Consider the following 20989-nt stretch of genomic DNA (forward strand, 5'->3'; position numbering starts at 1 on the left):
CGCTGTCATGACGACTTCATCTTCGCAGCCGCTACTCGGCTGCATCGCCGACGATTTCACCGGCGCCACAGATCTCGCCAACATGCTGGTGCGCGGCGGCATGCGCACGGTTCAGAGCATCGGCGTGCCAAACTCCGATGAACCGGTGGAAGCCGATGCATTGGTGGTGGCGCTAAAGTCCCGCACGATCCCAGCCGCCGACGCGGTCGCGCAATCGCTCGCCGCGCTCGAGTGGTTGCGCGCGCAAGGTTGCCGGCAATTTTTCTTTAAGTACTGCTCGACATTCGATTCGACCGATGCGGGCAATATCGGTCCGGTTGCCGACGCGTTACTTGATGCCTTATCCGGCCCTGCCGGGCAATCGCACGGCGGCGCTGACGCTTTCACGATCGCCTGCCCGGCGTTTCCGGAGAACGGTCGCACGATTTTCCGCGGCCATCTCTTCGTCGGCGACGTATTGCTCAACGAATCCGGCATGGAGAACCACCCGCTCACGCCCATGACCGATGCGAATCTGGTGCGAGTCCTGCAGCGGCAGACGGAGTCGAAAGTTGGCCTCGTTCGCTACGACAGTGTGGCGCAGGGTGTTGCGGCGGTACGCGAATCGTTTAACGCATTAAAGCGGGACGGCGTGCGCATGGCGATTACCGATGCGCTCTCCGATGCAGATCTGCATACACTCGGCGAAGCGTGCGCCGATCTCAAGCTGATCACGGGCGGTTCTGGCATTGCAATCGGGTTGCCGGCAAATTTCCGCCGCGCTGGTTTGCTTTCAAAGACCGCAGACGCAGGACAGTTGCCTTCAATCGAGGGCCTCTCGGTCGTGCTGGCGGGTAGCGCTTCGAAGGCGACCAACGCGCAAGTAGCGGCCTGGCGCGAAAGCCGTCCGGCCTTTCGGATCGATCCGCTGGCGGCCGCGCGCGGCGAGCCGGTGGTCGAACAGGCGCTTGCGTTTGCGCGCCAGCATTTCGCCGAAAAGCAACCGGTACTGATCTACGCGACTGCGACGCCCGATGAAGTGAAGGCTGTGCAGCGCGAACTCGGTGTCGAGCAGGCCGGACACCTGGTTGAAAGTACCTTGGCGTCGATCGCGCGCGGTTTGCGTGAACTAGGCGTGCGCAAGTTTGTGGTGGCGGGGGGCGAAACTTCGGGGGCCGTGGTTCAGGCACTCGACGTGCACACGCTGCGCATCGGCGCGCAGATCGATCCGGGCGTACCGGCCACCGCGACCACGGGCGATGTACCGCTGGCACTCGCACTCAAGTCCGGTAACTTCGGCGCTACCGATTTCTTTGCCAAGGCCTTGCACCATCTCGACGGGGCGGCGTCATGACGTTAGGAATCCATAGCGGTGAAGAATCGAAGGTCCGCGAGGAAATCTGCGCCACGGGCGCAAGCCTGTATCAGCGCGGCTATACCGTGGGCACCGCAGGCAATATCAGCGCGCGTCTCGACGACGGCTGGCTGATCACGCCGACCGATGCCTGCCTCGGCCGGCTCGATCCTGCGGAGATTGCCAAGGTCGACCTGGCGGGCAATGCGGTTTCGGGCGGCAGACCTTCGAAGACGCTGGCCTTGCACCGCGGCATCTATGCCAGCAATGCGGAAACACGCGGCGTTATCCATACACATTCGACGCACCTGGTCGCCTTGACGCTGGCAGGGGTGTGGAGCGAAGCCGACGTCCTGCCGCCGATCACGCCGTACTACGTCATGAAAGTCGGCCACATTCCGTTGATCCGCTACCGCCGTCCGGGTGACCCGCAGGTGGCCGAGCAGATTGCAGCGCTCGCCGGCACGGTGCGCGGTGTGCTGCTGGAGCGGCTCGGGCCGGTGGTGTGGGAGCGCTCGGTGGCACAGGCGTCCTATGCGCTGGAAGAGTTCGAGGAGACAGCGCGCCTGTGGCTGATGACTAACCCGCGCCCGGCACCGCTCGACGACGCAGCGCTTGAAGAGTTGCGTAGCGTATTCGGCGCGCGCTGGTAGCGCTCAGCGCGCGTCGTGCACGCCGGGTTCGGTGCGCCACCCAAAATATTTACCTATCAGCGAAGCGCGCGGAGCGCTTCGCTGTTCCCCAGAAAAGGAGTTGCTGCAATGCCTCGCTTCGCTGCCAACCTGACCATGATGTACACCGAGCACGGTTTTCTCGACCGTTTTGCCGCCGCGGCGCAAGACGGCTTCAAGGCCGTGGAGTTTCTGTTTCCGTACGATTTTCCGGCCGAGGAACTCAAGCAACGCCTCGCCGATCACGGCCTGACTCAAGCGCTCTTCAACGCGCCGCCGGGCGACTGGGCAGGCGGCGAGCGCGGGATTGCATCGCTGCCGGGCCGCGAAGAAGAGTTTCGCCGCAGCTTCGATACCGCGCTCGACTACACCCGCCAGCTCGGCAATCGCTCGCTGCATGTGATGGCAGGCCTGATTGGGGCGGATCAATCGCGCGAACGGCATCGCGAGGTGTATCTGCAGAACCTGGCGTATGCCGCCAGGACTGCGCAGGCCGATGGGATCACGATCGTGATCGAGCCGATCAATACGCGCGATATCCCTGGCTTCTTTCTCAATCGTCAGGACGACGCACAATCGGTCTGCGCGGAAGTGGGCGCGCCCAACCTGAAGGTGCAATTTGACTGCTATCACTGCCAGATCGTCGAGGGCGACCTTGCGTTCAAGCTGAAACGCGATATGGCCGGCATCGGGCATATCCAGATTGCCGGTGTGCCTGAGCGGCACGAGCCGGACATCGGCGAACTGAACTACCCCTATCTGTTCGATCTGATCGACAAGCTCGGCTACGACGGCTGGGTCGGTTGCGAATATCGGCCGCGGGCAGGGACGTCGGAAGGCCTGGGCTGGCTCAGGAACTATCAGGGACGGCAGACATCATGAAAGTACTGATCACCGGCGGCGCGGGGTTTCTCGGTCAACGTCTCGCACGCGAACTATTGGCACGCGGCGAACTGAAGGGACCGGACGGCCAGCCGCAACCGATTACCGAACTCGTGCTGCTCGACGTCGTCGCCGCTAGCGGATTCAGCGACAGCCGGGTGCGCGCCGAAGTGGGCGATATCGCCGAGTCCGACGTGCTTGAGCGCGTGATCGACGAGCAGACTTCAGCCATCTTCCATCTGGCCGCGATTGTCAGTGGGCAGGCCGAGGCGGATTTCGATCTCGGCATGCGCATCAATCTCGATGCCTCGCGTCTGCTGCTGGAAACTTGCCGGTTGCGCGGGCATCGGCCGCGCGTCGTGTTCACGAGTTCGGTCGCCGTGTACGGTGGCGATATGCCAGACGTCGTGCGCAACGATACGGCGTTGAATCCGCAGTCCTCGTATGGCACGCAGAAAGCGATTGCCGAGTTGCTGCTGAACGATTACACGCGGCGTGGCTTCGTCGACGGTCGGGTGTTGCGCCTGCCGACCATCAGCGTGCGCCCCGGCAAGCCGAATGCTGCGGCTTCGTCGTTTGCGAGCGGCATCATTCGCGAGCCGTTGAACGGCGAGGCGGCGATCTGCCCGGTGGCCGGCGGCACGCGCCTGTGGTTGCTTTCGCCACGCAAAGCGATTGCCTGTTTGATCGCGGGGCTCGAAATCGACGCCGCCGCGCTCGGCAACCTTCGTACGGTGAATTTGCCGGGTATTTCGGTCAGTGTCGATGAGATGGTCGCCGCGCTGCGCGAAGTCGCAGGTGATGAGGTGGTCAAGCGCATCGAATGGCAGACGGACCCACGCATTGAGAAGATTGTCGGCAGTTGGCCAGGCCGGTGGGACACCGCGCGTGCCGAGCAACTCGGCCTGAAAGGCGAGTCGAGCTTTGCAGATGTGATCCGCAGCTACATCGAGGATGAGCACATTCAGCCTCGTTGACAGGCGGCAAAGCCTGATTCTTCCGATGTTTGTCTCCCGTTGGCAAACCAGCCGCACTTGACACGGTTTCCGCGCCACGCCTATCATCAGGGCTGAATGTTCGATATACGATCTGTTGTTCGTATATCGAACAATTCGGAGTCGGCCGACGCGGTTCACTGCTATCCTGATTGCGCAGTGAAGGGTTTGCGGCACGTCGCGTCCCGGCATAAGCTCCGAATGACCCTTCCGCTCGCTGCGACGGGTGGCCGCGAACGCGGTTCCACCCGCGCGACGCGCCAGCCGCGCCTGTTACTGCGAGGCAAGCGGTGCAAGTATTCAACTGGAGACATCACATGACTGAAGCTTTCCTGTGCGACGCGATTCGCACGCCGATCGGCCGCTATGCGGGTTCGTTGTCGTCGGTGCGTGCCGACGACCTGGGCGCTGTGCCGCTCAAGGCGCTGATGGAGCGCAACAAGGAAGTCGACTGGAACGCCATCGACGACGTGATCTACGGCTGCGCCAACCAGGCCGGCGAAGATAACCGCAATGTCGCGCGCATGTCGCTGCTGCTCGCGGGTCTGCCGCAAGACGTACCGGGTTCCACCGTCAACCGGTTGTGCGGCTCGGGCATGGACGCCGTCGGCATCGCGGCGCGCGCGATCAAATCGGGCGAGGCGGCATTGATGGTGGCGGGCGGTGTCGAAAGCATGAGCCGTGCGCCGTTCGTGATGGGCAAGGCAACCAGCGCGTTTTCGCGCCAGGCCGATATCTTCGACACGACAATTGGCTGGCGTTTCGTCAATCCGCTAATGAAGCAGCTTTACGGTGTCGATTCGATGCCGGAGACCGGCGAAAACGTCGCGACCGACTACAAGGTGAGCCGTGCGGATCAGGACGCGTTTGCACTGCGCAGCCAGCAGAAAGCCGCGCGTGCACAACGCGACGGTACGCTTGCGCAGGAAATCGTCTCGGTCACGATTGCGCAGAAGAAGGGCGATCCGCTGGTGGTGTCGCAGGATGAACATCCGCGGGAAACCAGTCTCGAGGCGCTTGCCAAACTGAAAGGGGTGGTGCGTCCGGACGGCACCGTCACAGCGGGCAACGCCTCAGGCGTGAACGACGGCGCCGCGGCGCTGCTGCTCGCGAACGAAGCGACGGCCAAGCGGTTCGGCCTGACACCGCGGGCACGTGTGCTTGGTATCGCGACCGCTGGCGTTGCACCACGCGTGATGGGCATCGGGCCGGCGCCGGCCACGCAAAAGCTGCTGGCACGCCTGGGCATGACGATCGATCAGTTCGACGTGATCGAACTGAACGAGGCGTTCGCGTCGCAGGGAATCGCGGTATTGCGCACGCTGGGTGTCGCGGACGATGACGCTCGCGTGAATCCGAACGGCGGCGCGATTGCGCTTGGTCATCCGCTCGGCATGAGCGGCGCGCGGCTCGTGACCACGGCGATGTATCAACTGCAACGCACGCAGGGCCGTTTCGCCCTCTGCACGATGTGTATCGGCGTCGGTCAGGGCATTGCGATCGCGATCGAACGCGTCTGATTCTTTTAGTACGTTGTAGAAGCCCCATTCGTTGGCGAATGGGGCTTTTGTTATTGCGGCCCGCGTTCGTCCTGTCTTCGTGTCGAGTTGCATGGATAATTGTCGAGTTTTGTCGCGTGGTTCGAGTTGCGCAAAAACTATCGGCTATGCTAAGAGGTTACCAACAGCCTCGCAGCGGCTGAAATCCCGTCAGCGCCAGACAATTTACTCATGCCTTTCCGCATCCTGCTCGTTGAAGACGACATCCGCCTGTCCGCGTTAGTGGCGGGCTATCTGCGCAAGCACGACTATGAAGTGGAGGTCGTGCTGCACGGCAACGAAGCGGTGCCCGCCATTCTCAAACGGCAGCCGGATCTGGTGATCCTCGACGTCAACCTGCCCGGCAAGGACGGTTTCCAGATCTGCCGTGAGGCGCGCGAGCAGTTCAACGGCGTGATTATCATGGTGACCGCGCGCGACGAACAGTTCGACGAAGTGTTGGGCCTCGAATTCGGCGCGGACGATTATGTCCACAAGCCGGTCGAACCGCGCGTCCTGCTCGCTCGCATCAAGGCGCAGTTGCGCCGTGTTTCGGGGCGCGCCACGGAAATCTCCGGCCAGCCGGAGCGCTTTACGTTCGGCAAGTTCGAGATCAACCGGGCTGCCCGGATGGTGACGCTGCCCGACGGCACGCGCCCCGATCTGACCTCCGCGGAATTCGACCTGCTGTGGGCGCTAGTAAGTTGTGCAGGCGAAGTGGTGAGCCGCGACGACCTGATGCGGCAATTGAGAGGCATCGAGTTCGACGGCCTCGATCGCTCCATCGACGGCGGCATTTCCAAGCTGCGCCGCAAGCTGCATGACGATTCCGGCACGCCGCAGCGTATCAAGACGGTGCGCGGCAAGGGCTATCAGTTCAGCAAGGTGGCATGGGAGTAACTTGCCAACCGGGTTGCAAATAGCCTCGGAAGAGCCCCGGACTTGCCTTTGAATAGCCGACAAAACTCCACATAGACCTGTTTCAAATCGACAGTCGCGCGCGCGTTGCCTAGCTAGTATCGCAAGCTTGTTCATTTACGAGCTGCGTCATGTCCGCCCGCGTCTTACCTCTTTCCAGACATGCTGTATTGATGATCCATGGCCTGGGCGGGACGCGGCACGACTTCGGCTCACTCGATCGCAAGTTCGAGCAGATCGGCTGCGATGTGTATCTGCCGTCGTTGCCGGGACACGGTTCGCGTCCCGATCAGTTGAGCAGCGTCAGCCTGCGCGACTACATGCAGTTGCTTAGCCGCACGTATCGCGATCTGATCACGCGCTACGAACGTGTCGACGTGGCGGGCATCTCGATGGGCGCCTTGCTCGCGGTGATGTTGAGCGCCCGTGAGCGGATGACGCATGGCCGCCTGATCCTGCTGTCGCCGCCTCTCTTCCTCGACGGCTGGGGCGGTTCGCGCCTGCGTCCGCTGCGTTACCTGATGTATTGCGTGCCGGGACTGCGTCATCTGATTCGCGTGCCGGAGGGTGAGCCGTTCGGCATCAAGAACGATCGTATCCGCAACCTGATTCGTCGCGCGCTGAAAAAAGGCAGTGGCGTGCACTATCCGTACGTGCCGCTCGCAGCGATTGCTCAGGTGGACTGGATGCGTTTTGCAGTCAGACGCGCGCTCCCGCAGGTGGCCTGCGAAACGCTGGTGATGCACTCGGAAGAGGACGAAGTGACGAGCATCCGTTCTGCGGAATTCGTCTGCGAACACCTCGGTAGCCGCGATGTTACGCTCGTGCGCCTGACCGACAGCTATCACATGATCACACTCGACAACGAGCGCGATACCGTTGCCGACCGCACGCTTGCCTTCCTGCAGCGTCCCGCTATGCTAACGTGAGCCGCGCGCAGGCCAGAGGAACTGGTGGACTGGACGGCCTCCTGCGGCCGGCGCACCTTCTTTCCCGACGTTCGTGATCATGAATCCTGCCGCACCTAAACTCTCCGCTTTCCGCTATTGCAAATGGCGCTGGCTGAATTTTCGCCGCTCGTGGACGGATACGCGTGCCGACCGCATGCCGAGCTGGTCGCGGCTTTATCTGCGTGCCTATCTTCGTTTGCTGGGGCTCTCGCTGGTGGTGGCTGCGATTCCGTTGCTCGGCCTGTCGTTCGAGCTGACCGCCGCGGTCGTATGGCGCGGCTTCGTGGCGTTGCCGGGTGGCGTCGTGCCGGTCCTGGTCGTGGTGTTCGGGGTGCCGGCCGTGGTGGCGTATCGCTGGATGCGTCCGGTGTGGGTCGATCTGGTGATGGTCCGCGAACGTGCGATCGATTTCACCGGCGGTCGCTTCAACACCCGGGCACGGGAGTCCTTTAGCACGATCATCGGCCCGCTGGCGCGCACGCTCAACGCGCTTGCCGAACGGATGGAACGGCTGATCGCCGCGCAGCGCGAACTGACCAATGGCATCTCGCACGAACTGCGCACGCCGCTTGCACGGGTGCGTTTTGCATTGGAGGTGTTGCGCGAACCGGGCTCCGCCACCGAGTACGAAAGCGCGCTGGCAAGCATCGATCAGGACGTCACTGAACTGGACGAACTGATCGACATGAGCCTCACCTACGCGAGGCTCGAATACAGCTCGCTGCAGTCGAATCTCGAGCCAACCGTGCTCGCCTTATGGTTCGACAGTCAGGTCAACGACGCGGCGTTGCTCTACACCGATAAGGAAATCGTCCCGCGCGTCGAGATCGACGCGGCGCTGCGTGTAGTGATGGACAAACGCCTGATGTCGTACGCGATGCGCAATCTGCTGCGCAACGCCAGCAAATATGCGCGCAGCCGGATTCTGGTCGGACTGGCTGTGCGGCACGGCAATGTAGAGATCTTTGTCGAAGACGACGGCGCTGGTGTGCCGGAAAGCGAGCGCGAGCGCATCTTCGACGCCTTCGTGCGGCTCGATCGCCATACCGGCGGTTACGGTCTGGGGCTTGCGATTACGCAACAGGTCTTGCGCGCGCACAACGGCCGCATTGCGGTGACGGACCCCTTGACGCTGCCTGGCGCGCGTTTTGAAATCAGTTGGCCGGTGGGTACGGCGCAAGCTGCCGCTTGACGGCCACCTGACTATTACCGTTCGATTTCTTCTTTATACCCATCAATACGTGTGGCCGAGCTGGATGTAGAAGTTGTTGCGCCCACCCGGTGCGAATGCCACACCCAGATAGATCGGTCCAAACGCCGTAGTCGCGCTGGTGAAGAACGTGACGCTGCGTTTTAGCGGTCCTCCGCCGTATTGAATCTCGCCGTCTCACACGTTGCCCGCTTCGAGGCTCATGCCTGCGAATAACGCATGGAATGGCGATGCGGTGAACGTCGTAAGCTCGTTCATGTACGTGACCTGGCCGTACAGCATCGAGTTGCCAGCCAGTTGATCGGCGGCATACGCGGACAGATGCTGGAAGCCGCCGAGCGTGAAGCCGAACGGATTGACCGGGTTGACGTTCTGGAAGTCCTTGCCGGCCTCGATGCTGGCGTTGAGGCTGTTGCGCCCATAGCTCGCGGCCACCAACGCTTTGCCGTAGGCCTCGGTAAAGCTGTTCTGCGATTGCGCGAAAAGCGAACGTTCGCCGCGCAGTTCCAGGTAATAGCCCTTGCGCGCGAAGAGCGGGTCGTCGAGCTGGTCGATCACGAGACGCGCGCGTGCCGTAAACTCGCGGCCGTAGATGTCGGGATACGCCAGCGTGAGATTATTATTCTCATCGTAGTACTGCAGATTGTATTGCGGCGACGCGAAGCCGTGTGCGTACGCAACGCCCAGCCGGAAATCACCGAGGTTCGCAAGCGGCAGGCCGAAGTCGAGACCCGCGCGTTCAGTCTGCTGCTGGTATTGAGTGAGCTTGATGTAAGGGTCGTCCTGATAGATATTCGCGTAGCTGCGCTGAAACTCCACATACGGCGCGACGTAATAGCCAAACGAATCCGAGAGCGGTTGCCGCAGCTCGGCATGCAACGCGAGCATATCGCTGCCCACCGTGCCGTCGATCAACCCCTCCAGTCCCGACGATGTCAGCCACGGCCGACGGTATCCCATATGCAGGCGGAAGCCGCCGACGTCCGAAGAACTCGCCGACAGGCCGAGGCCGAACAGCAGGAAGTTGGGTCCCCACGATTTGTCGTGGGCATCGATCACGAGCGTGTTTTCGTCACCGTCGCTGACCAGTTGCTGTGTCACGCTTTCGAAATCGCCCGCCGTAGTGAGGGCCAGCAGGTCCTGGTTGAGCGCCTTGGGATCGTAGACGTCGCCGGCATGGACGTGCAGCGCTTCGACGATACGCCGCTCGGGGATCGGGCCATGCGACTTGACGACGATGCGCGTGATCCGCACCGGCTTCACGACAGGCGTCATATGCGCGGCACGCCACGCCGCGTAATCTTGCGGCGACAGGGCGAGATGCTGCAGCTTCGGTAGTGCTGCGCGAGCAGCGGCTTCGCCGGCTGCGATTGCTTGCGGGGCGTTGGCGAAGTCAGTGAAGCTAAGCGATCCGAGGGATGGCGTGATCAGTACGTCATCCGCATCGAGCTGTTTGCGTTGTTGCGCGACGTTCTGATGAATCAGGATGCCTATCATCTGCTGCATGACGTCGGCGGGCGAGGCGAGCGCGTCGAGCGAACGCAGCGGCGAACCGATATCGACTGCGATCACCACTTGCGCGCCCATGTCGCGCGCGGTTTCGATCGGCAGGTTGCTGACAATGCCACCGTCGACCAGCGTGCGGCCGTCCACCACCGTCGGCGCGAACAGGCCCGGCAGGGCGATGCTGGCGCGGATGGCTTGCGGCAGCGAGCCCTTCTCGAGCACGACCTTCTCGCCTGTTTGCAGATCCGTGGCGATGGCGCGGAACGGAATTGGCAACTGGTTGAATGAGTTACTGGCCGACACCGCCGAGGTCCAGTCCTGCAGCAACGCCTGCAAACGATTGCCTTGCACGAGGCCGGGCGCCAGCCTGAAGCCGTTAGCGTTGAAGCCTAAAGCTGGGCTGCCTGCGTAGAGCTCCTCGTCTTCGCGTTGCGACTGGGGCAGGTCGGCGCGCTCGACCACATCGAAAGCGATGTCGGCCAGGTTCACCTGGCCGAGGCGGTTTTGCATTTCCTGCGCGGTCATCCCGCTCGCGTACAGGCCGCCGACCACCGAGCCCATGCTGGTGGCGGCGATACAGTCAACTGGAATGCGGTTCTCTTCCAGTACCTTTAGCACCCCCAGGTGGGCGTAACCGCGCGCGCCGCCGCCGGACAGCACAAGGCCGACGGCGGGGCGGCCAGTTGGGCCGCCGTCAGGCGTGCAGGCGGTGTCCGCCGCGCGGGCGGACTTCGCGAAGGAGGTAAGGGCGAGCGCCAGCAGTGTGGCGGCGCAAAGCAGTCGGGTGGGGGCATGGCAGAGCCTTGTATATGCCTTCGTTAGTGGTTTTTTTGGGCTCGCCAACGCTGGGATCATGCGCTTCACAACTGTAGGAAAAACCGAGAGATTACATGGTTTTACAGTTGAGTACCGAGGTTCCTGCGGGGGCGGCGCGCCGGGCGCGCGTTTTTCGTTGTTTCCGCCGTCGAAGCGCTAAATGTAGGGAGCAGCGATTGTCTCCGCTTACTGCGCGGCGGACATCGCCAGTTCGCCTGAATAGCGGGAAGTGAAGAAGAATAGTTGGTTATACGAAGCAGTATTTGAAGCCATAAATTTGTTTGACATTGTTTTAACGATTGTTGTCTTGCAATGCTTTTTAACATTGGTCATTATTCTGACCATAACTAACGCTGTTGACGTTTTAGCTTGCCCGGTCTCCCTGAGGCTTGCACGGCGAAAAGTTGCCGGTGCGAACCGTTTAGGTAGGAATACAGATTAAATAGAACGATCGTACGATGAAGCTTGTATCATGGCAACAACTCGGGGATGGTGAAATATGGAAAGGCTCGATGACCTCCTCCTGTTTGCTGAGGTGGTTCAGAAAGCAGGGTTCGCGGCCGCTGCGCGCAGTCTCGGCATGCAGCGTTCCAAGGTGAGCCGCCGCGTGGCAGAACTGGAGCAACGCATGGGTGTGCGTCTGCTCCAGCGCAACACGCGTTGCATATCTCTGACCACCGCCGGCGAACAGATCTATGGTCACGCGCGCAAGCTTGCCGATGAGGCGCGGGCAGCCTTTAGCGTCGCTGCGGAAATGAATGGCGAACCGCGCGGCGTACTGCGCATCACCGCTCCGGCCACGTTTTCGGCAGCGGCCTTGATGCCGGTGATCGCCGAATTTTGCCGCCTGTACCCACAAGTCGACCTGCTGATCGACACCCGCAACTGGGTGCCCGATCTGGTAGCAGAAGGTTTCGACCTCGGGTTTTGTGCGCAGACTGGGCCGCTTGCCGACTCGAGCCTGGTAGCCCGGACCATTGGCGACGTTCCAATGATCATGGCCATCAGCCCGGCCCTGCTAGAGCAGTCCGGGCAACTATCGCATCCCGACCAGTTAGCCGGATTCAGACTGTTCGCGCGTGCAGCGCAGGCTGGCGTGAAAACGCTCCGGTTCCTTCATCCGAAGCATGGCGGGCACGCCATCGAATACACGCCGCACGTGATGACGGGAAGTGTCGCGGTCTTGCAGGCTGGAGTCGTCGCAGGGATTGGGGCGGCCTGTATGCCGCGCCATTTGTGTGAAGATGCGCTGCGTGCGAACCGGCTGGTCGACGCGTTCAAGGTTCAGGCCGGGTGGCAACCGGAACCCGCAACCATGTATGCGATGCTGCCTGCGCGCCGTGGCGCGACCGTATCGACACGTCTGTTTCTGGAGTTTGCCCTTCCCAAACTCGCACTGGCTTTGCGCAACGAACTGGATTCCGTGACCCAAGTCGTGGCGTAACCGGTACACCGCTCCCCCACCGCGCCACCTGGTTTTGCCCCTCTCAAGGCAGCTACAATGCCCTCTGAAATCAGTCGTCCGCTTGCCATGCCGCAGTAAAACGGGTCTGGCCGACTCTCCGGGAATAAAAGCGACGTACCGGCAGTCTGCTAGTTATCGGTTACGGATAGGGGTTACCGCAGGGATTTCACAATGGCCGATCCAATCATCGCCAAGCGGTTCGAGGCGCTGCTATTGCCTCATATGAATTCGGCCTTCAACGTTGCGCGTTGGCTGACCCGTAACGATCAGGACGCCCAGGACGTGGTCCAGGAGGCGTATCTGCGGGCTTTCCGCTATTTCGGCGGATTCCGCGGCGATGACGCGCGTGCCTGGTTATTGAGCATCGTACGTAACACCTTTTACACGTGGCACCAGCAGAACCGGGATCATGCAGCGGACACCACGGAATTCGAGGAAGAGATGCACAGCCTCGAAGAAAGCAGCGGGGCCGGACGGGACGACAGTCCCGAAGCGGCGCTGATTCGCAGCCAGAGCCAGAAGCGGGTGCACCAGGCGCTGCGCAGCTTGCGTCTGGAATTCCGGGAGGTAGTCGTGCTGCGGGAGCTTGAGGAATTGTCATACAAGGAAATCGCCGCCATCGTGGGTATCCCGATGGGAACCGTGATGTCTCGCCTCGGGCGCGGCCGACAGCAGCTTGCGGCGCTGCTCGCACCGACAGATCAGGAGGCGTGATGGATCACGAACAGGCGTTTGAATTACTGCCGGGCTATATCGACGAGGAACTGAGTTTGTCCGAGGCGCTCGAGTTCGAGCGTCATCTGGCCAGTTGCGAGTTGTGCACGCAGGCCTATGAGCAGCAGCGTCAGGTCAGCGCGCGGCTACGGGAATCGGACATGCGAATGGACGCACCACCGGAACTGGTGCGCCGCATCCAGGCTTCGCTGCCGGTGCGCCGCTCCGTATGGCAACGGCTGGGCGAACGCTTCGGCGGGCGTGGTGTTTTCGGCGGTGCATTCGGCGTTGCGGGAGGCGGCAATGGTGGCGTCAGGACGCTTGGCTGGGCGCCGCTTGGTGCGATGGTGGTGAGTCTGGTCGCATTGACGTGGAGTGCCGGGCTGTACTACACCATGCCGTCCGGCGATACGCGTCTGACCGAAGAACTGGTGGACAGCCATGTCCGGTCGCTGCAGTTCGATCATCTTTATGATGTGATCTCGACCGATCGGCACACCGTCAAACCGTGGTTCGACGGCAAGATCGACTTTGCGCCACCGGTGGTGGACCTCGCGCAGCAGGGGTATCCGCTGGTGGGCGGCCGGCTCGATTATCTGAACGGACGCTCGGTCGCTGTGATGGTCTATCGCTACAAGTTGCACCCGATCAATCTGTATGTCTGGCCGGGTAACGATGCGGGCGCGACACCACATATCTACGAGCGGCAGGGCTATCACCTCGCGCACTGGAGTGCCGCGGGAATGAACTACTGGGCCGTTACCGATGCGGGCGACGCCGAACTCAACGGTTTCATTACCGATCTACGCGCACATTCCGCTTCCTAGCGAGGCCACTAAAAAATAGTGGCGAGTCGAGGAATAAGACGTACTCCGCTGCAGTCTCCTCATTGAATCCAGTCAGGACGACCGTCGGATGATCCGGCGGTTCGTCTCCTGAACTTTAATCGTGAGGTGACCATGTCATTAGATCTTCCATCCGATCCGTCGCGCCGTGGCGCATTGAAGTGCCTGGCTTTCGGGGGCGTGGGTACGCTGTTTGTACTGGCTGGCGGTATCCTGACGCCCGTTGAGCTCGCGCTTGCCGCCAGTACCAAGGATTCCTCAGCGGTTTCCGGCGTGCCGCTATTCCTGCAGATCAGCGACACGCATATCGGCTTCAACAAGGAAGCCAATCCGGACGTAGCGGGCACGCTCAAGCAGACCATCGAATTCGTCAATGCCATGCCGGTCAAGCCGGCGCTGACGATCCACACGGGCGACATCACGCATCTTTCGAAGCCGGAGCAGTTCGACCTCGCGGCCCAGTTGATGTCAGGTCTGAATATCACCGAGTTGCATACGGTGCCCGGCGAGCATGACGTGACGGACGGACCGGGCACCGAATACTTCAAGCGCTTTGGCCAGGCCTCCGACAACAAAGGCTATTACAGCTTTGACCATAACGGCGTGCATTTCATCGCTCTCGTCAACGTGATGCACTTCAAGCCGAACGGTCTGGGAGGACTCGGGGACGACCAGCTTGCCTGGCTCGAAAACGACCTGAAGGGGCGTTCTTCCAGCACGCCGATCGTCGTGTTCGCGCATATGCCGCTGTGGACGATCTATGAGCCGTGGGGCTGGGGAACCGGTGATGCCGGGCAGGCCATGAGTTATCTGAAGCGATTCGGCTCGGTCACAGTGCTGAATGGTCATATCCACCAGATCGTGTCGAAGGTGGAGGGGAACATTACTTTCCATACCGCGCGCTCGACAGCTTACCCGCAACCTACCGCGGGTGAGGGGCCCGGACCCATGCCTTTGACCGTGGCGAGTGATCAGCTTCCGCACATGCTGGGCGTGACGAGCATCAAGATCACGCATCATCCGCTCAAGGCTAGCCTCGACGACGCCACGCTTGTCTAAACCCATCGACCAATACTGATATCAAGGACGAAATCATGATAAGGAATACTATTCAAGTATCACTGGCTGTGTTGCTCGGGGCGATCCTGCTACTGGCTGTGTCCGCCGGATTTTCTGCCACTCAAGCGGAGGAGTCGAATGCCGTGGTGATCAAGAACTTCATGTTCTCGCCGATGGCGCTCACCATCAAGACCGGCACGACGGTAACCTGGAAAAATCTCGACGGCGAACCGCACACCGTGGTCAACGATGCCGGGCTGTTCCGCTCCGCCGCGCTCGATCAGAACGACACCTACCAGTTCAAGTTCGATAAGCCCGGGGTGTATCAGATCTTTTGCGGCATACACCCCAACATGAAGGCGACCATTACTGTTCAGTAAGCACGGGCCAGCGGTGCTGTGACGCGCCGCGGCTCGGCTTCAAACCTTCCACATCGGATATTCCCTTAGAATCCCTCTTTACCCTTCAGCACTGGTCAAAAAGCGTCGATAACACAGAGATGCGGCGGAACCGGGAGCGATGGTGAAAACATCGCGCGGTCCGCCGGGGTTTCGATCGCCAACGTCGTTGCGGTAAGGGATGCTGGCGCTCAAGCCAATAGTCCAGCCGGGCAAAGCAGGGAAAGCACAGTGGAATTACGACACCTGAAGTACTTTATGGCGGTCGCTGAAAACCAGAGTTTCCGCATGGCCGCCGAGCGTATCAACATCACGCAGCCGGCGATTACCCGTCAGATTCACGACCTGGAGGAACTGCTGGGCGCTCGGCTATTCGACCGGACGCCGCAGGGTGTCCGGCTCACGGCGGCGGGCGAGCTATTTTTACCCGAAGTTCGCAAGTCGCTCGGCATCCTCGAATCGGCGGCGCGTGCAGTCAAACTCGTTGCTTCGGGATTGCGGGGCACTTTGCGGCTTGGGGTCGTCGAGAATGCGAGCTGGGACGGTTTCGTGCCGGACGCGTTTAATCGCTTTCAGCGCGAAGCACCGGAGGTGAGCCTCCATGTAGCACCGCTCAATACGCCGGAGCAGGTAGACGAGATCCTCGCCGGTACGCTCGACGGCGGCTTCATCTATTCCTATGGGGAGCTTCCTCGCGAACTCCGGCTGGTGCAGCTCGCCGTCAATGACGTGGTGGCCGCGGTCCCCCGAAGCTGGAATCTTCCGGATAACCAGGCAATCTCGGCACGAGACCTGAACGGTCGGCCGATGATCTGCTTTCCCCGACAAACCTATCCCTCGTATTACGACAGACTGCTCGGTGCCTGCGACGATCTTGATCTGACGTTGAACGTGGTGCAGGAGGTACCGACCGAAGCCGCGATTCTTTCGCTGGTGTCAGCAGGCATCGGCGCGGCAATTGTCAATTCAGCGAATCTGGGGCGTCCGCCGGCGCGCACGCAGTTTCTGCGCTTCACCGATCTATCAATCCGGATGCCACTGGCGTTCGCCTATATCGACAGGAACCCGAACGCTGCATTGCAGCGCCTGCTACGCGTGTTTGACGCGACTCTGCAGGCTGGCGAAAGCGATTAGGTCCGTTGACTATAAAAAACGCCATGTAAAGCCGCTGCCGGCGTGCGTAACCTCACCTGCCGATGTGCCGGAAAAATGCGGGGTGAACACCGTAGCGCCCGTGTCGGCTGCCCGCTCCAACACCCACTCGCGCGATGCGTTCGCGCGTGACTTGTCGGCGCAGAACATCGAACTCCAGGCGGGTCGGTAGACCTGGATTGCGTGATGCCATACATCGCCGCTAAAGAGCGCGTGCGCACCTGCCGATTCAAGCTCGATCGACATATGTCCCGCGCTGTGCCCTGGAGTCGAATGAAAGCGGATGCCCGGCAGATACTGTCCACCCTGCGGGCCAATCTCCTCTGCAAGGCCTGCCTCGATTACCGGCAATACGCTGTCATCGAAAACCATCCGCCGGCTTGCGCCAGCTGCCGTGTCGAAGTGTTGGCGCTCTGCGCTCGAGAACACGTAGCGCGCGTTCGGAAAGGTCGGTACCCAGCGGCCATCATTGAGCCGAGTGTTCCAGCCGACGTGGTCCACATGCAAGTGGGTAAGAAGTACGAAATCGACTTCATCGGGTGTGACGCCAGCGCGCGCCAGCCGCTCGAGGTAAGGCGTATTCAGTTGATGAAAGAGGGCGCTAAACGGACGGTTTTTGTGATTGCCGCTGGCCGTGTCGATCAGAATGACTTTGCCGCCTACCCGAACTACCCATGTATTGACGCTCAGAATGAAGTGTTCCGCCGTAGCGTCAATGTGCCCGTCTTTGAGCCACGTACCATGCTCCTCGATCACCGCAGGGTCGAAATCGGCGAATAGCGTTTGGGTCTTGAAAGGAAGTCTTTGCTCGAGGACGCGGGTAATCGTCGCATCGCCAACGCGGTAGATCTTCGATGGTTCATCCATGCCGTGCCTCCGAGCGGGATTCAATAGGGTTGCAGAGCATCGCAAACGCACCGGCGAGCGCGATGACGACAATCGTCAGCATTCCCGCCTGCATGCCGCCAGTCAATGCATTGCGCCCGTCGGCGATAGTGGCTACAAGGATTGCGGACATGGCCGTCTCCGTGGTCAATGCGTGTGGCCGCCGGAAACGTCGTCGCTTGCTACGAGCGCGACGCAGTCGCCAGGTTCGACGCTCGCAAACGAACGGACAATGACGACTAGTCCCGCGGTGTCGAACCTCAGTTCGACGGGGGCCGCCCACGGTGCGTGCGGATCGAAGATGCGCCCGGCCAGGTCGCCGGCCTTTACCTGGTCGCCGAGCTTGAATGCCGGTTCGAAAATGCCGCGCGTGTCCGCAAAAACGTAATGCTTTTTGCCGTCGACGCGCAGCCAACGGGTGTCGTAACGCGGCGGCGGCAGCGAGTTGTCCGGGCAGATACCGAGCGTCGCCAGCACGCGCTGCACACCCTCTTCGACGATCGCAAGGCCGGACGGATTCAACGTCGCATAGCCACCGAATTCGCCGCACAGAAACAGCTTGCCGTGCCGCTCGATGGCAGCTCCATAGGTGCGGTCCTCGCCGAGCAGATCCATCACCATTGCATGGGGCGCAGCAAACGCGTCGACAATGTGCCGGTATTCGCGACGCCGCTCGGCATCGGCAGGCGGCGCCACGAGTAACGTCGGTAAGTGATCGAACGAGGCCCCGCCTGCATGAATGTCGAACACGAAGTCGGCGCGCGGAAACAGTTCGGTATCCACATAATGAGCGATCATCTCCGTGACGGAGCCGTCGCGACGGCCCGGGAAAATGCGGTTCATGTTGGCGCCATCGATTGGCGAGGTCCGTCGTCCAGCGAGAAACGCTGGGAAATTCAAGCCCGGTACGATGATAAGACGGCCGTTGATCTGCATCGAAGGCAGACGCTGCAACAGTTTCATCAGCGCAATAGGGCCTTCGTATTCGTCGCCGTGATTGCCGCCAGTGAGCAACGCAGTGGGCCCGTTGCCGTGCTTGAGGACAGCGATCGGGATGGGAATGTGTCCGTAGCCGGATCGGTCCACGGAATGGGGCACGTCTAGCGTGCCTGTCTGAAAGCCCTCTTGCTCAAAATCGATGTCCGTTGAAATGCGGGAACGGTCGTTTGCCATCGTTCGTCTCCTGAATGTTTGCCTGCCGCGCAGGTCCGGTTGCCGCGGCAATGTACTTACTATCGGAAATCGAGAGGCTTTATGCCAATGCCGATGACTGGCTGGCGCGATGCCCCGGCGGCATCGGTCCCCGGTCTTCGAAAAATCATCAAAACCCTTGACACCGTGAATTTGACTTCTTAAATTCGCTACCACTGAGCCGTCGTGTTGTCCGGCGGCTCCACGGCAACGTTGCCGTGCTACACATGAAAGGCTATGCAGCCCCCGAACTTGCGTCCAACGCTGGTTCGGGGGCTTTTTGCTTTGGGAGACCGATTCGTGACATTGCAGCAAACCCCCGCAGAACGTGGCTTGGACGGCTTCGTTATTGCATGCATTCAGATGGAGCCGCATGTCGGCGCCAAGCGCGATAACGTGGCGCGTTCGATTCGTCATATCGAATCCGCAGCCAGGAGCGGCGCATCGCTTGTGGTGTTGCCCGAACTGGCAAATAGCGGTTATGTCTTTGCCGATCGGGACGAGGCGTTTTCGCTAGCCGAGGAGTTGCCGAACGGAGAGACCACCCAGATCTTTACAGAAGCGGCGCAACGACTCGGCATTCACATCGTTGCCGGAATTGCCGAACGTGCAGGTGAGCGTCTGTACAACTCGGCCATTTTCACCGGGCCGTCCGGGCCGATTGGCGTCTACCGCAAACTGCACCTCTGGGGCGACGAAAAGCGCTTTTTCGAACCGGGCGACCTTGGCGTTCCCGTCTTCGATACCCCGTTGGGGAGAATCGCGATTGCGATCTGCTACGACGGCTGGTTTCCCGAGACATACCGGCTCGCGGCCACGCAAGGCGCGGACCTCGTCTGCGTACCGACGAACTGGGTGCCGATGCCTGCACAACCAGACGACCGCCCCGCGATGGCGACGATGCTCGCCATGGCGGCGGCGCATAGCAACGGTCTCGCGATTGCCTGCGCGAACCGGATTGGTACCGAACGTGGTCAGCCTTTCATCGGCCAGAGCCTGATTGTCGGAGGCGATGGGTGGCCTCTGGCGGGGCCGGCCAGCAGCGACCAGGAAGAACTGCTCTACGCCGCAATTGATCTGAAGCGCACGCGAGCCCAGCGCACGCTTAGCGCCTCCAATCACGTCCTGCGCGATCGCCGGGTCGACGTCTATGACCCGATGCTTGGCACAGGCTGGCCATCCTCAAGCGCGTGAGACATCGGACCGTGCACACCTGCTCGTCCCAAACCAGCAATACCACTACCACTACGACCACCTCTACGAAGGAAACGCCATGAGTCAGTTCAAGAAGCAGTTTCTGGTTGGCATCATCGCGGCAACCGCCGCAGCGGGCGCATGCACGAACGTGCTGGCCGCCGACCCCATCAAGATCGGGGTTGCGGTCGGACTGTCCGGCGCAAATAGCGTGGTAGCGCCCGCGGTCGTGCAGTCCTCGCAGCTTGCGGTCGAGCAGATTAACGCCGCTGGCGGTATCCTGGGTCGCCAGGTGCAACTGGAGATTACCGATGACGCGTCCGGCGCAGTCGGCGCACAGAAGGCCTACGACACGCTGGTTTTCCAGAACAATGTTGATGCAATCATCTCAATGGAAACGAGTGCGGCGCGCAATGCGGCGTTACCTATCGTAGCGCGCGGCAAGAAGCCGTTCATCTATACCTCGTTCTATGAAGGCCGCTCATGCAGCCCGTGGATGTACGTCAATGGTTGGGTGCCGGAACAGCAGGTGGCGCCGGTCGTCGACTACTTCGTAAAGAACAAGGGCGCCAAAGCGTTTTACCTGGTCGGTAACGATTATGCGTTCGGCCGGGGAATGCTGGAGTTCACCAAAAAGTACATCGAGCAGCACGGTGGCAAGGTGGTCGGCGAAGAGTATCTGCCGATCGACGGCACGGACTGGACGCCGATACTCTCGAAGATCCGCTCCGCGCATCCCGATGCGCTGATCAGCGCGACGGCCGGCGGCGCGCCGAACGTCTCGCTGGCGAAGCAGATCAAGGGTTCGGGGCTGACATTGCCGTACGGTAATCTCGCCATCGACGAAGGGACCGCGAAAAGCATGGGCGATGCCGCTACGGGCACTTACATGTCGGCGTCCTATCTGACGAGTATCGACAACGCCGGCAACAAGGCGTTTCTCACTGCCATGGACAAGCGCTTCGGCAAAGACCTCAAGACTCCAAACGAATTGTCCGAACCGCAATACGAGGCCTTCTTCCTTTACAAGGCCGCAGTCGAGAAGGCCGGTTCGACCGATTCCTCAAAGGTCATCAAGGCACTGGATCAGGTGTCGTTCGACGGCCCCCGCGGCCCAGTGACGATGGACAAGAGCCGTCATACACCGCTTGCCATGCGCCTGGGACAGATTCAGGCCGACGGTTCCGTGAAGATCCTGCAATCCTTTCCTGATGTAGATCCGGGTGCACAGTGTCCCAACATCAAGTGAACGCCGGGCGGATGTGAC

Annotated in this window: 19 protein-coding genes and 1 pseudogene; 16 read left to right on the plus strand and 4 right to left on the minus strand. The window is 61.1% G+C overall.

The annotated features are described in order from the left end of the window. The first annotated feature begins 7 nt into the window (after nt 1–7). The 8 genes from otnK to P3T24_RS01345 all read left to right on the plus strand — a co-directional run bounded on the left by otnK (nt 8) and on the right by P3T24_RS01345 (nt 8479). The gene (gene otnK, locus P3T24_RS01310; RefSeq protein ID WP_429431717.1) at nt 8–1333 is read left to right on the plus strand and encodes a 3-oxo-tetronate kinase; all 1326 of its coding nucleotides are present in this window, start codon (nt 8–10) and stop codon (nt 1331–1333) included. Next, a complete protein-coding gene (locus tag P3T24_RS01315; RefSeq protein ID WP_429431721.1) occupies nt 1330–1986 on the plus strand; it encodes an aldolase in 657 nt (218 codons plus the stop codon). Before otnK ends, P3T24_RS01315 begins: the two co-directional genes overlap by 4 nt. A gap of 108 nt (nt 1987–2094) precedes the next feature. Continuing rightward, nucleotides 2095–2886 (plus strand): 2-oxo-tetronate isomerase, encoded by a 792-nt coding sequence (otnI, locus tag P3T24_RS01320; RefSeq protein ID WP_429285951.1) that lies wholly within the window; start codon nt 2095–2097, stop codon nt 2884–2886. Then, nucleotides 2883–3863, plus strand: coding sequence for a D-erythronate dehydrogenase (gene denD, locus P3T24_RS01325; protein ID WP_429431724.1), 981 nt, complete (start codon nt 2883–2885; stop codon nt 3861–3863). Before otnI ends, denD begins: the two co-directional genes overlap by 4 nt. 335 nt (nt 3864–4198) lie before the next feature. Next, nucleotides 4199–5401, plus strand: a complete 1203-nt coding sequence (gene pcaF, locus P3T24_RS01330; protein WP_429408151.1) for a 3-oxoadipyl-CoA thiolase — start codon at nt 4199–4201, stop codon at nt 5399–5401. A gap of 210 nt (nt 5402–5611) precedes the next feature. Further along, nucleotides 5612–6319, plus strand: coding sequence for a response regulator (locus P3T24_RS01335; RefSeq protein ID WP_074269064.1), 708 nt, complete (start codon nt 5612–5614; stop codon nt 6317–6319). A gap of 149 nt (nt 6320–6468) precedes the next feature. Further along, entirely contained in the window at nt 6469–7266 is a 798-nt protein-coding gene (locus P3T24_RS01340; protein ID WP_083611754.1) for an alpha/beta hydrolase, read from the plus strand. A 79-nt stretch (nt 7267–7345) separates the two neighbouring features. After that, the gene (locus P3T24_RS01345) at nt 7346–8479 is read left to right on the plus strand and encodes an ATP-binding protein (protein ID WP_429431727.1); all 1134 of its coding nucleotides are present in this window, start codon (nt 7346–7348) and stop codon (nt 8477–8479) included. A 42-nt stretch (nt 8480–8521) separates the two neighbouring features. On the opposite strand, the pseudogene P3T24_RS01350 reads toward P3T24_RS01345, so the two are convergent. Beyond that, nucleotides 8522–10858 (minus strand): annotated as a pseudogene (locus P3T24_RS01350) (patatin-like phospholipase family protein). 460 nt (nt 10859–11318) lie between these two features. Here P3T24_RS01350 and P3T24_RS01355 point away from each other — a divergent pair. The 6 genes from P3T24_RS01355 (at nt 11319) to P3T24_RS01380 (ending at nt 16434) form a co-directional block, all read left to right on the plus strand. Beyond that, nucleotides 11319–12263 carry a LysR substrate-binding domain-containing protein gene (locus tag P3T24_RS01355; RefSeq protein WP_074269060.1) on the plus strand — a complete coding sequence of 315 codons (945 nt, stop codon included), beginning with the start codon at nt 11319–11321 and terminating at the stop codon, nt 12261–12263. 192 nt (nt 12264–12455) lie between these two features. Continuing rightward, nucleotides 12456–12998, plus strand: coding sequence for a sigma-70 family RNA polymerase sigma factor (locus tag P3T24_RS01360; RefSeq protein WP_074269059.1), 543 nt, complete (start codon nt 12456–12458; stop codon nt 12996–12998). Continuing rightward, nucleotides 12998–13825: an anti-sigma factor family protein gene (locus tag P3T24_RS01365; protein ID WP_074269058.1), complete on the plus strand. Its 828-nt coding sequence runs from the start codon at nt 12998–13000 to the stop codon at nt 13823–13825. Before P3T24_RS01360 ends, P3T24_RS01365 begins: the two co-directional genes overlap by 1 nt. Before the next feature lie 132 nt (nt 13826–13957). Then, on the plus strand, nt 13958–14902 hold the full coding sequence (locus P3T24_RS01370) for a metallophosphoesterase family protein (protein ID WP_074269057.1): 945 nt from the start codon (nt 13958–13960) through the stop codon (nt 14900–14902). 35 nt (nt 14903–14937) lie between these two features. Next, nucleotides 14938–15282 (plus strand): cupredoxin domain-containing protein, encoded by a 345-nt coding sequence (locus P3T24_RS01375; RefSeq protein WP_074269056.1) that lies wholly within the window; start codon nt 14938–14940, stop codon nt 15280–15282. A gap of 249 nt (nt 15283–15531) precedes the next feature. Further along, nucleotides 15532–16434 carry a LysR family transcriptional regulator gene (locus tag P3T24_RS01380; protein WP_429431730.1) on the plus strand — a complete coding sequence of 301 codons (903 nt, stop codon included), beginning with the start codon at nt 15532–15534 and terminating at the stop codon, nt 16432–16434. Nucleotides 16435–16443: 9 nt separating this feature from the next. Here the strand turns inward: P3T24_RS01380 and P3T24_RS01385 are convergent, their stop codons facing one another. Genes P3T24_RS01385 through P3T24_RS01395 form a run of 3 tightly spaced genes read right to left on the minus strand, consistent with a single transcriptional unit; the run spans nt 16444 to nt 18510 of the window. Then, complete coding sequence (locus P3T24_RS01385; protein WP_429431733.1) at nt 16444–17319, minus strand: MBL fold metallo-hydrolase; 876 nt, start codon at nt 17317–17319, stop codon at nt 16444–16446. Next, nucleotides 17312–17470 (minus strand): hypothetical protein, encoded by a 159-nt coding sequence (locus P3T24_RS01390; RefSeq protein WP_429431736.1) that lies wholly within the window; start codon nt 17468–17470, stop codon nt 17312–17314. The genes P3T24_RS01385 and P3T24_RS01390 overlap by 8 nt, the downstream gene beginning before the upstream one ends. A 14-nt stretch (nt 17471–17484) precedes the next feature. Next, nucleotides 17485–18510, minus strand: coding sequence for a succinylglutamate desuccinylase/aspartoacylase family protein (locus P3T24_RS01395; protein ID WP_429431739.1), 1026 nt, complete (start codon nt 18508–18510; stop codon nt 17485–17487). Between the two features lie 324 nt (nt 18511–18834). On the opposite strand from P3T24_RS01395, the gene P3T24_RS01400 reads away from it, so the two are divergent. Next, nucleotides 18835–19722, plus strand: a complete 888-nt coding sequence (locus tag P3T24_RS01400) for a nitrilase family protein (protein ID WP_429433212.1) — start codon at nt 18835–18837, stop codon at nt 19720–19722. A 79-nt stretch (nt 19723–19801) separates the two neighbouring features. Continuing rightward, on the plus strand, nt 19802–20971 hold the full coding sequence (locus P3T24_RS01405; protein WP_429431741.1) for a substrate-binding protein: 1170 nt from the start codon (nt 19802–19804) through the stop codon (nt 20969–20971). Nucleotides 20972–20989: the final 18 nt, after the last annotated feature.

Source organism: Paraburkholderia sp. GAS33 (assembly GCF_050436645.1).
GTDB classification, from domain to species: Bacteria; Pseudomonadota; Gammaproteobacteria; order Burkholderiales; family Burkholderiaceae; genus Paraburkholderia; species Paraburkholderia phenazinium_B.

Bases quoted from the DNA above. Each gene is read 5' to 3' on its own strand.
- P3T24_RS01385 (WP_429431733.1), bottom strand. From the start codon at position 17,319: ATGGATGAACCATCGAAGATCTACCGCGTTGGCGATGCGACGATTACC.
- P3T24_RS01355 (WP_074269060.1), top strand. From the start codon at position 11,319: ATGGAAAGGCTCGATGACCTCCTCCTGTTTGCTGAGGTGGTTCAGAAA.
- P3T24_RS01360 (WP_074269059.1), top strand. From the start codon at position 12,456: ATGGCCGATCCAATCATCGCCAAGCGGTTCGAGGCGCTGCTATTGCCT.
- P3T24_RS01345 (WP_429431727.1), top strand. From the start codon at position 7,346: ATGAATCCTGCCGCACCTAAACTCTCCGCTTTCCGCTATTGCAAATGG.
- otnK (WP_429431717.1), top strand. From the start codon at position 8: ATGACGACTTCATCTTCGCAGCCGCTACTCGGCTGCATCGCCGACGAT.
- pcaF (WP_429408151.1), top strand. From the start codon at position 4,199: ATGACTGAAGCTTTCCTGTGCGACGCGATTCGCACGCCGATCGGCCGC.
- P3T24_RS01370 (WP_074269057.1), top strand. From the start codon at position 13,958: ATGTCATTAGATCTTCCATCCGATCCGTCGCGCCGTGGCGCATTGAAG.
- P3T24_RS01365 (WP_074269058.1), top strand. From the start codon at position 12,998: ATGGATCACGAACAGGCGTTTGAATTACTGCCGGGCTATATCGACGAG.
- P3T24_RS01390 (WP_429431736.1), bottom strand. From the start codon at position 17,470: ATGTCCGCAATCCTTGTAGCCACTATCGCCGACGGGCGCAATGCATTG.
- P3T24_RS01340 (WP_083611754.1), top strand. From the start codon at position 6,469: ATGTCCGCCCGCGTCTTACCTCTTTCCAGACATGCTGTATTGATGATC.
- denD (WP_429431724.1), top strand. From the start codon at position 2,883: ATGAAAGTACTGATCACCGGCGGCGCGGGGTTTCTCGGTCAACGTCTC.
- P3T24_RS01335 (WP_074269064.1), top strand. From the start codon at position 5,612: ATGCCTTTCCGCATCCTGCTCGTTGAAGACGACATCCGCCTGTCCGCG.
- P3T24_RS01405 (WP_429431741.1), top strand. From the start codon at position 19,802: ATGAGTCAGTTCAAGAAGCAGTTTCTGGTTGGCATCATCGCGGCAACC.
- otnI (WP_429285951.1), top strand. From the start codon at position 2,095: ATGCCTCGCTTCGCTGCCAACCTGACCATGATGTACACCGAGCACGGT.
- P3T24_RS01375 (WP_074269056.1), top strand. From the start codon at position 14,938: ATGATAAGGAATACTATTCAAGTATCACTGGCTGTGTTGCTCGGGGCG.
- P3T24_RS01395 (WP_429431739.1), bottom strand. From the start codon at position 18,510: ATGGCAAACGACCGTTCCCGCATTTCAACGGACATCGATTTTGAGCAA.
- P3T24_RS01315 (WP_429431721.1), top strand. From the start codon at position 1,330: ATGACGTTAGGAATCCATAGCGGTGAAGAATCGAAGGTCCGCGAGGAA.